10 protein-coding genes are annotated in these 9033 nt (G+C 66.0%); 3 read left to right on the plus strand and 7 right to left on the minus strand.

The window, feature by feature from the left end; translation table 11 throughout:
• Positions 1–24: 24 nt before the first annotated feature.
• Both NX782_RS25220 and NX782_RS25225 read right to left on the minus strand, forming a co-directional pair.
• On the minus strand, positions 25–174 hold the full coding sequence (locus NX782_RS25220) for a hypothetical protein (RefSeq protein WP_258848257.1): 150 nt from the start codon (positions 172–174) through the stop codon (positions 25–27).
• 2 nt (positions 175–176) lie between these two features.
• Positions 177–359: a hypothetical protein gene (locus NX782_RS25225; RefSeq protein ID WP_230027189.1), complete on the minus strand. Its 183-nt coding sequence runs from the start codon at positions 357–359 to the stop codon at positions 177–179.
• Between the two features lie 138 nt (positions 360–497).
• Here NX782_RS25225 and NX782_RS25230 point away from each other — a divergent pair, with 138 nt between their 5' ends.
• On the plus strand, positions 498–1409 hold the full coding sequence (locus NX782_RS25230) for an alpha/beta hydrolase (RefSeq protein WP_308633127.1): 912 nt from the start codon (positions 498–500) through the stop codon (positions 1407–1409).
• 65 nt (positions 1410–1474) lie between these two features.
• Here NX782_RS25230 and NX782_RS25235 read toward each other — a convergent pair whose 3' ends face one another.
• The gene (locus NX782_RS25235) at positions 1475–1768 is read right to left on the minus strand and encodes a 2Fe-2S iron-sulfur cluster-binding protein (RefSeq protein WP_258848258.1); all 294 of its coding nucleotides are present in this window, start codon (positions 1766–1768) and stop codon (positions 1475–1477) included.
• A 125-nt stretch (positions 1769–1893) separates the two neighbouring features.
• Here NX782_RS25235 and NX782_RS25240 point away from each other — a divergent pair, with 125 nt between their 5' ends.
• Together NX782_RS25240 and NX782_RS25245 are read left to right on the plus strand one after the other, a co-directional pair.
• Positions 1894–3144 (plus strand): L,D-transpeptidase family protein, encoded by a 1251-nt coding sequence (locus NX782_RS25240; RefSeq protein ID WP_308633128.1) that lies wholly within the window; start codon positions 1894–1896, stop codon positions 3142–3144.
• Positions 3145–3198: 54 nt separating this feature from the next.
• Positions 3199–3891 (plus strand): M23 family metallopeptidase, encoded by a 693-nt coding sequence (locus NX782_RS25245; protein ID WP_258848259.1) that lies wholly within the window; start codon positions 3199–3201, stop codon positions 3889–3891.
• Here the strand turns inward: NX782_RS25245 and NX782_RS25250 are convergent, their stop codons facing one another.
• The 4 genes from NX782_RS25250 to NX782_RS25265 form a co-directional block, all read right to left on the minus strand.
• On the minus strand, positions 3892–5022 hold the full coding sequence (locus tag NX782_RS25250) for a hypothetical protein (protein WP_258848260.1): 1131 nt from the start codon (positions 5020–5022) through the stop codon (positions 3892–3894).
• Positions 5023–5157: 135 nt separating this feature from the next.
• The gene (locus tag NX782_RS25255; protein ID WP_258848261.1) at positions 5158–6939 is read right to left on the minus strand and encodes a M4 family metallopeptidase; all 1782 of its coding nucleotides are present in this window, start codon (positions 6937–6939) and stop codon (positions 5158–5160) included.
• A gap of 160 nt (positions 6940–7099) precedes the next feature.
• On the minus strand, positions 7100–7675 hold the full coding sequence (locus NX782_RS25260) for a hypothetical protein (protein ID WP_258848262.1): 576 nt from the start codon (positions 7673–7675) through the stop codon (positions 7100–7102).
• A 9-nt stretch (positions 7676–7684) separates the two neighbouring features.
• On the minus strand, positions 7685–8869 hold the full coding sequence (locus NX782_RS25265) for a zinc-dependent alcohol dehydrogenase (protein ID WP_258848264.1): 1185 nt from the start codon (positions 8867–8869) through the stop codon (positions 7685–7687).
• Positions 8870–9033 lie beyond the last annotated feature (164 nt).

Raw genomic sequence — 9033 nt, forward strand, 5'->3', positions numbered from 1 at the left:
GGCGTGCTGTTTGAATCTACGGCCCTAGTTCGCCTTGATGGGCGGCTGGGGCGCCCGCGGTTCTTCGACCGGGGCACGGGCCGGCGCCGGGACGTCGTCCGGATCCGGGCTCGGCTGCGGTGGTGGCTGCTCCGGATCGGTTGGATCCGGGGTGGTGTGGGCATGCAAAACCATGTTTATCGGCCTTCCTTTTGCTTCGCGCCGCCGCCGGCGCCTTTCCCCTTGCCGGCCTTGATGGTGGTCTTCTCGTTGTGGCTGCTCTTGTCCGGATTCACGCCGGCACGGCGCTTGGCCAGATCCTCTTCCGAATCGTTGGCCGACTGCTTGTTCTGGTTGCCGCTGGATTTCGATTGGGTCATAGCAATTCTCCTCTGGTGAAAAGGTACGCAAACGGATGACGTTTTGGCGCAGACTAGCATGGAAGATCGGGGCCGGCTTTCAATCGTGCGCGGACTTGGTATCATGGTGAACTTGCCGTTTTTACATTGGATACCCCGATGCTGCGCCGTCTGCTTTCTCTCGCCGCCTTTGCCGCCAGCTTTACCGCCAGCTTTGCTGCCGGCGCCAACGCCGCCACGCCGGCGCCCATGAAGCTGGCCGATTACATGGCCCTGAAGGGGCCGGTTCCCAACGCCAGCTTCGCCTACGGGAGCGCGCCCTCGCAGTTCGCCGAACTGTTCATCCCCGGCGGCCCCGGCCCCTTCCCGGTGGCGGTGCTGGTGCACGGCGGCTGCTGGACCAAGGAATTCGGCGGCATCACCCAGCTGCGCAACCTGGCCGGTGCGCTGGCCGAACGCGGCATCGCCTCGTGGAACATCGAATACCGGCGCGTCGACGAGCCCGGCGGCGGCTATCCCGGCACCTACCAGGACATGAACGCGGCCCTGGAAATGCTGGCCCGGCAGGCGGGCCGCTATCCGCTCGACCTCAAGCGCCTGGTCGCGGTCGGCCACTCGGCCGGCGGGCAGCTGGTGCAGTGGATGGCGGGCCGGTCGCGCATTCCGGCCACCAGTCCGCTCTACCTGCCCGATCCGCTGCCGGTCAGGAACGTGGTGAGCCTGGGCGGCCTGGCCGACCTGCGCCGCGAGCAGGGCCTGATCAAATCGAGCTGCGACCGCGAGATCGGCCAGCTGACCGGCGCTCCCAGCGAGAACCGGCCCGACGTCTTCGCCGACACCAATGCCGGCGACCTGCTGCCCAACGGCAGCCGCACCATCCTCGTGACCGGCGAGCTGGACAAGGTTTCGCCGCCGCGCGTGGCCTACGATTATGCCAAGCGCGCACGCGCCGCCGGCGATGCCGCCGAGGTCGTGATCCTGCCGGGCGCCAGCCACTACGACGAGGTCGCGGCCAGCTCGCATGCCTGGCCGCAGGTGTTGCAGGCGATCGAGTCGGCGCTGAAGCGGTAGGGTGGGCACCCCGTGCCCACGGCGGTGCGTCCATGCCGGCGCATCGTGGGCACGGGGTGCCCACCCTACCAGCTGATTCGCTTGGCCAGGCGCTGCTCGACGACCACCTCACCCTCCGGCACCGCGACGCAAGGCAGGACGTAGCCTTCGCGCTTTTCGTCGAAGGACAGGCCCGGCCACTCGACCAGGTAACGCACCTTGCCGGCCGCCAGGCGGCAGATGCAGGTGCGGCAGGTGCCATTGCGGCAAGAGCTGGGCAGGTCGATGCCGGCCTGCTCGGCGGCATGCAGGATGGTCGTGTCCGCAGGCGCGGGGACGGTCCAGCCAGCGGGCTGGAAGGTGATCGTGGCATCGCTCATGATGGCGATTGTACCGTCCGGAAGGCGTCATTACGCAGCCCGGAGGATGGGTTCGTTCGCGCACAGACCCCCATCTTGCGCAGCACTACGCTGAGGTTTCCATATGTAAGTAATGCAGGAAGCCAATGAAACACATCACCGCCCCCGCCCTGGCCGCCCTCCTCTGCAGCGTCTGCGCTGCCGCCGGCGCCCAGCAGGCCTATCTCGTCAAGAACAAGCCGGCCGCCCAGCCGGCCGCCCAACAATCCACGCAGCCGGCTGCACAGCCCGCTGCACAGCCCGCAGCACAGCCCGCAGCACAGCCTAATGTGCAGGCGCGCATCGCCGCGGCACAGAATGCCAACGCCCAGACCGCCGCCCAGGCGGGCGCGATGGCTGGCAGCACGGGCGCGACGCCGGTCGCGTCCCCGGCCGCTGCACCGGCGCCCGCCGCTGCGGCCCCGGCAGCGCCCGCCCCTGCCCCTGCCGCACAGCCCGTCGCGGGGCAAATCCCGGCTTCGCAAGCGCCGGTCAATGCCCCGGTCGAAGCCAGCGAGTTCGACCGCCTGCTACGCGCCCAGGTCCTGCTCGACCGCGCCCACTTTTCGCCGGGCGAGATCGACGGCGCCTTCGGCTCGAACATGAAGCAGGCCCTGTCCGGTTTCCAGAAGTCGCGTAACCTGCCGGTCACCGGCAAACTCGACGAGGCCACCTGGAACGCGCTGAATGCGGACAACGCACCGACCGTCGTCGCCTATACGCTGGCGGAAGCCGACGTCGCCGGCCCCTTCCGCCCCATCCCCGAAGACATGATGGAAAAGGCCAAGCTGCCCAGCCTCGGCTACGCCTCGGTGCAGGAAGGCCTGGGCGAGAAATTCCACGCCAGCCCGGGCTTGATCGAAAAGCTCAACCAGGGCAAGAACCTGAGCCGCGCCGGCGAACAGATCATGGTGCCGAACGTGGTCGGCACGCCTGCGCTGCCGCCGGCGGCCCGCGTCATCGTCTCGCGCGACAACCGCGTCCTGATGCTGGAAGACGCCACCGGCAGACTGCTGGCCCAGTACCCGGCCTCGACCGGCAGCGAGCACGATCCGCTGCCGATCGGGCAGTGGAAGATCGATGGCGTGGCGCGCAACCCGACCTACAACTACAACCCCAAGCTGTTCTGGGATGCCAAGCCGGGCGACGGCAAGGCGAAGATTGCCGCCGGCCCCAACAACCCGGTCGGCGTGGCCTGGATCGACCTGTCGATCCCCCACTACGGCATCCACGGCAGCCCGGTGCCCAGCCTGATCGGCAAGACCGAATCGCACGGCTGCATCCGCCTGACCAACTGGAGCGCGGCCGAGGTCGCCGGACTGGTGCAGGCGGGAACCGAAGTCGTATTACAGGAGTAAATACGTAAGCAAGGCAGTATCACCCCGGCAAATACCAACAACAAGGAGAGTGAGATGAGATGGCTGTTGACCTTCCTGCTCGGCGTCGTGGTCGGCGCCGGCGGCCTGTTCGCCTGGCTGCGCCAGATGCCCCACGAAGCCCCGGCGCCTGCCGAGGCGGCCGTGAACACGGGTTCCCTGCCCGCGCCGCCGGGGCCGGACATCGAAGGCCAGCTGCCGCCGGCGCCGAAGGTCACGCCGGATTTGACCGAACTCGACCTGCCGCTGCGCCCTTCCACGACCGCGCTGCCGGCGGATGGCAGCGCAGCGGTCACGCCGCCGGGCAAGCTGATGGTGCCGGTCGAGGGCATGACCCTGGCCACCATCAAGGACAATTTCGACCAGCCGCGCGGCACCGAGCGCCACCATGAGGCGCTGGACATCATGGCGCCCAAGGGCACCAAGGTGCTGGCCACGGCGGATGGCAAGGTCGCCAAGCTATTCACCAGCAAGCCGGGCGGCCTGACCGTCTACCAGTTCGATCCGACCGAAAAGTACGCGTATTACTACGCCCACCTGGACCGCTACGCCGACGGCCTGCAGGAAGGCGCCACCATCAAGCGCGGCGACCTGATCGGCTACGTGGGCGTGACCGGCAACTCGGACCCGAATGCGCCGCACCTGCACTTTGCCGTTTTCGAGCTGACACCCGAAAAGCAGTGGTGGAAAGGCACGCCGGTGAATCCCTATCCGCTGCTGGGGCAGTGATCAGCCCTGGCGACGGCGGCGGCGCAGCAGGCCGAACAGGGTCAGGCCTGCGATGCCGGACGTAAAGGCTTCCGGTTCCGGCACCGGGTTCGGATCCGGGTCGCCGCCGGTGTCGGCCAGCGTCAGCAGCAGGTCCGCGCACTGGTTGCCGACCTTGCAGCCACGGGCCGCGATCTGGCCCTTGTCGTTGATATCGCCGGCATACACGATGTTCCAGCCGAGGCTCGGGTCGATCAGGTCGTTCAGGTCCCGGAACGTGCCTTCGCTGTAGAGGAAGGCATGCCAGACGTTGTTGGCGTCGATCCCGGCGCCGACCACGTCGCCGGCTTCGTTGATGCCGGTGGCGTGGGTGTCGAAGCCGCCGAAGCCGCCGATGTCTTTCACTTCCCCGTTCGCGTACAGGAAGGCGCGCGCCACCATGTCGCCAGCCAGGAAGGCGTAGCCGGCCACCATGCCGGCGTTGTTGATCGCATAGCCCTGGGCATAGTTGCCACCGAGGGTGTCGAGGATCTGCATCGTGCCGTTCGTATAGATGTAGGCGCGGTAGTCGCCATTGCCGTTGACGTCGACGTAGCCAGTCACGGCGCCGTTGTCGTTGATGGCGTTGGCGTCGCTGCCGTAGCCGCCGTTCAGCGGACCGATTTCGATCAGGCTGCCGTTGGCGCCGGTCACGAAGCCACGCTGGTTGCCGTTCCCCGTGTCGGCGCGGCCGACCACCTGGCCGCTGGCGTTGATGCCGTTGCCGTAGCTGTTGGTCCCGCCGAGCGTGCCCAGGGTCTGGACACCGTTGCTGCCGAACACGGCGGCGCGCGTCGGCCCGTTCTGGGTACCCACTTCGCCGACTACCGTGCCGGCATCGTTGATGCCGGCCGCGATGGTGTAGCCGGAATTCGCAGCGCCCGGATGCAGGCTGGTGGCGGTGCCGTTGCTGCTGACGTAGGCATTGGCGTGGCCCTGGGGCGTGTACGCCGTGCCGGCGATCGTGCCGGCGTTGTTCAGGCTGAGCATGCTGGCACCGGTGATCCCGATACCGTTCACGGGCGCCACGGTATAGGTCGGCGCGGCTTGGGCGCTCAGGGAAACTGCGGAAAGGGCAAACAGCAGGGGCAGCAAGCGGGGCTGGGAGGACATGGCGATCGCTTTCCATTTATCCAAAGAAAGCCATGCTAGCGACCGACGTATATTTATTGCAACTTCTTTATCAGAAACCTATCAGAGTTGCGGGGAACAGGCTGCCACACCCGGCAGCCTGCCCCGCCTCCCCGCTTACTCGTCGACATCCGCCCCGACGTTGATCGCCGCATAGGCACGCATCACCGCGGTGGCTTCGCGGCTGGGCTTGCCATACAGCTCCTCGGCCGCCTCGATCATCTTGGTGCGCGCATCCGCATAGTTGGTGCTGGAGGTGAACTTGGTCGTGTTCGCCCTGAACCAGATGCGGTAAGCCTTGTCGAGGCCGATGCCGCTCATCGCCGCCGGCGCCTTGACCAGGTATTTGCTGTAGTAGTCGCTGGCCTTGTCTTCGCTCGATCCCTGCGACAGGAAATAGAACATACGGTTGTTCGGCCCGCTGCTGTAGTGCACGTCGATGCGCCTGAGCGAGCTGCTCCAGGCATCCGGGCTGCTGCCGTCCTTGCTCGGCTTGGTCATCCAGCGCAGCGGCGTGCCGGTCTTGCTGATCTCCTTGCCCAGCACCCAGTCGTTGCCGGTTGCCGGGATGGTCTCGCCCTTGCCGCCGGCGCGCGCATAGGCTTCGACCACTTCGCCGTTGATGTCCGAGGCCGACTCGTTCAGGCCGCCCGATTCGCCGGAATAGGTCAGGTTCGAGGTGGCGGCGGTGACGCCATGGCCCATCTCGTGACCGATCACGTCGATCGAGCCCAGGCTGTAGAAGCTGGAACCGTCGCCGATGAACATGCAGCGGCAGGTGTCGCTGTAGTAGGCGTTGTCGTAGGCGGTGTTGACGTGGGCCGCGATGTAGGTCGCGGTGTTGTGACCGTCCAGCGATTGCCAGCCGAAGATGTTCTTCAGCGTGTCGTAGGTGTTCATCAGGCCCCACATCGCGTTCACGGCCGCGGTCTGGCCGTTGGCATCTAGGGTCGAGCCTTTGGGAATGTAGTTCTTGCCGTCGCCCCAGGTATTGGTGTCGTTGACGTAGACCTTGCCGGCCGTGGTGCCGTGGTTGGCGTTGGTGATCGCCATCGCGCCGAACATGCCGCCGGTGCCGCGGCTGTCGTCGATCATCTTGTACTTGCCGTCGGCGAAGGTGGTGTTGATCGGGACCTCGCCGTTGTACTGGCTTTTGCCGACGCCGATCACCGTCTGCAGCATGTTCCACTGGTCGAGGATGCTGCCGTCGCGCGCGCTGACCACGGTGTCGTGGTAGACCGGCTTGTCGCCCACGTGCATGCGGGTGTGGACCAGGTAGGCCAGCTCGTAATGGTCGACCACTTCCTCGACGTCGACGGCGTTCAGCTCGTATTCCTGCTTGTCGCGCGCGGCCGCGGTGCGTTCGGTACGCATGACGGGGTAGATGATCAGCTCGGCGCTGGGCGGGGCCACGTGACGGGCGTCGGCACCGATCGACGCCAGCGCCTTGTCGATCGCCTGCTTCGACGAGATCGCCGGGACCACGCTGAAATCCTGGCCAGGACCGTTGGTGGCGGACGCCGTCCCCGTGCTCTTGCCGAGGCCGGCGCGGCGCTCGGAGCTCGATTCGGACTGGATGCGCCCGTTCGGGTCCAGCACCACCACCGACTCCGAGCCGAAGATGGGCACGCCCTTCCAGGTATGGGCGACGCGCGCGACCTGGGTGCCCTGCATGCCGGGATGCTGCACCAGCACCGCGAAACCGTGGTTCGCATTCAGTCCGCGCTGGGCGCGGCGCGCCTCGAACTGGGCGACGATGCCGGCGCGCGCCTGCGGCGTGCTCACCACCGGCGCGCTCATCATGGTTTGCGGCAAGGGCGCCGCGGCGAGCGGTGCATGGGCCAGGGAGGAAACGGCGCCAATCGACGCCGCCAACAGTGTGAAGGAACGCTGGTTCATCTCTCGTCTCCAATCGGTTGGGCAGCCGTAAGCAGACTCTGCTTTGGGCACCATCAGAGTGTGGACGAGGTTCCGTTAATAGATTTGCTCAAGCGCAAAAAGCCCCACAGCGGCTTGGACCGCTGTGGGGCGTAGCGTGAGACGGTACCTGGCGTAGGACTTATCGATCCCGACGGCGCATCAGGTAGACGGCGGTGCCGACCACGGCGGCGCCGATCGCGACCTTCTTCGCCAGCCCGGCCTTGTTGTGCTCCCATTCGGACTTGATGCCCATCTCGGCCAGCACGTTCGGCACCTTGCCCTTGGCCAGGTCTTCGCCGATGCCCTCGACCACGTTCACGCGGTCGGCCGCCAGCAGGATCAGCCAGTGGCGCATGTCGTTCTCGGCCCAGCGGAAGGCGATGCGGCGCAGCATGCCGGACAGGCCTTTCGGCGGCTGGGCGGTGCCGAAGATCGGCGTGATGCCGGGACGCTCGGTCGAGACCAGGATCTCGACGGTTTCGGGCTGCTGCGGCAGCTTTTCCTCGTGCGCATGGATGAAACGCGGCGGGGTACGCTCCATCGGCACGGCGGGACGGTTCTTGCGGTCGAGGTCCGCGCCCCAGCCATGGATGTGGGCCAGTTGCTCGCGCGAGGGGCGCGTCGGCTTCATCGGGTAGTCGTTCTGGTGCTCGTCGGCGTGGCCGATATGGTTGTGCTGGTGCGAATGCGGATCGACTTGGTCGGAAGTTTGCATGGGGGCTCCTTATTGCACGGTGCTGGCCTTGACCGCGCGGACTTCGTGGGCACGGGGCGGGATCAGGACCGTCTTGATGCAGTTGTCGAGTTTGCTCGAGAAGATGTGGTAAGCGTCGGAAATCTCTTCCAGCGGCACGCGGTGGGTGATGATGTCCTTCGGCGACAGGCGGCCTTCGCGGATGTGCTCGATCAGGCGCGGCAGGTGGCGCTTGACGCTGGCCTGGTTGGCGCGGATCGTCAGGCCCTTGTTCAGCACGTTGCCCATCGGGACCATGTTGAAGGTCGGACCGTAGATGCCGACGATCGACACGTTACCGCCCTTGCGCACCGAGTTGATGGCCCAGTGCAGCACGGTGGACGAGCCGGCCTGCGCCTTCATCAGGCGGCCGGTGAGGGTCTGGGCGATCGAGCCGGCGGCGTCGCCGCCGACGCAGTCGATGCAGACGTCGGCGCCCATCCAGTCCGTCATCTTCTTGATGTGCTCGGCCATGTCTTCGACCTCGCGGAAGTTCACCACCTCGCATTGGGCCCAGCGCTTGACGAATTCGAGGCGGTATTCGACCTCGTCGACCACGATCACGCGCCCTGCCCCCATCAGCCAGGCCGACTTCGCGGCCAGGATGCCGATCGGACCGGCGCCGAAGATGACCACGGTATCGCCTTCGTCGATGTCGCCCATCTCGGCCGCCTGGTAGCCGGTCGGTGTAACGTCGGTCAGCAGCACGGCGTCGTCGTCGTGGATGTCGTCCGGGATCACCATCGGGCCGACGTCGGCCATCGGCACGCGCACGTATTCGGCCTGGCCGCCGTCGTAGCCGCCCGCCATGTGCGAATAGCCGTAGATGCCGCCGACTGCGGCCGCTTCCGGATTCGTGTTGTGGCAATTGCCGTAGAGTTCATGCTGGCAGTAGAAGCAGGAGCCGCAGAACAGGTTGAACGGCACCATGACGCGGTCGCCAACCTTCAGGTTGCGCACGTCCGAGCCGATGTCCTCGACCACGCCGATGAACTCGTGGCCGAAGGTATGGCCGACGCGGGTATCGGGCACCATGCCGTGGTACAGGTGCAGGTCGGAACCGCAGATGCAGGTACGCGTCACGCGCACGATGGCGTCGCCAGGATGTTCGATGACGGGATCGGGCTTGTAATCGGCACGGACGCGATACGGTCCCCGGTAATTCATTGCCAGCATAATTCCTCCTCGATTGATGAGCGGCCAATCTGTCGAGATCGGGCCTTTGACTGAACGTTATATCAAAACGCCAAGAAATGCGATATGCGCACGGAAACGTGCGTAGGGTTTCTGAACACTTTCTTATGTATTTGTTTTTAAATGAAAATTTCTTATCGATCGGA

The organism is Massilia norwichensis (genome assembly GCF_024753245.1).
GTDB classification, from domain to species: Bacteria; Pseudomonadota; Gammaproteobacteria; order Burkholderiales; family Burkholderiaceae_D; genus Telluria; species Telluria norwichensis.

Bases quoted from the DNA above. Each gene is read 5' to 3' on its own strand.
- NX782_RS25220 (WP_258848257.1), bottom strand. From the start codon at position 174: ATGGTTTTGCATGCCCACACCACCCCGGATCCAACCGATCCGGAGCAG.
- NX782_RS25230 (WP_308633127.1), top strand. From the start codon at position 498: ATGCTGCGCCGTCTGCTTTCTCTCGCCGCCTTTGCCGCCAGCTTTACC.
- NX782_RS25245 (WP_258848259.1), top strand. From the start codon at position 3,199: ATGAGATGGCTGTTGACCTTCCTGCTCGGCGTCGTGGTCGGCGCCGGC.
- NX782_RS25235 (WP_258848258.1), bottom strand. From the start codon at position 1,768: ATGAGCGATGCCACGATCACCTTCCAGCCCGCTGGCTGGACCGTCCCC.
- NX782_RS25225 (WP_230027189.1), bottom strand. From the start codon at position 359: ATGACCCAATCGAAATCCAGCGGCAACCAGAACAAGCAGTCGGCCAAC.
- NX782_RS25240 (WP_308633128.1), top strand. From the start codon at position 1,894: ATGAAACACATCACCGCCCCCGCCCTGGCCGCCCTCCTCTGCAGCGTC.
- NX782_RS25250 (WP_258848260.1), bottom strand. From the start codon at position 5,022: ATGTCCTCCCAGCCCCGCTTGCTGCCCCTGCTGTTTGCCCTTTCCGCA.
- NX782_RS25255 (WP_258848261.1), bottom strand. From the start codon at position 6,939: ATGAACCAGCGTTCCTTCACACTGTTGGCGGCGTCGATTGGCGCCGTT.
- NX782_RS25265 (WP_258848264.1), bottom strand. From the start codon at position 8,869: ATGCTGGCAATGAATTACCGGGGACCGTATCGCGTCCGTGCCGATTAC.
- NX782_RS25260 (WP_258848262.1), bottom strand. From the start codon at position 7,675: ATGCAAACTTCCGACCAAGTCGATCCGCATTCGCACCAGCACAACCAT.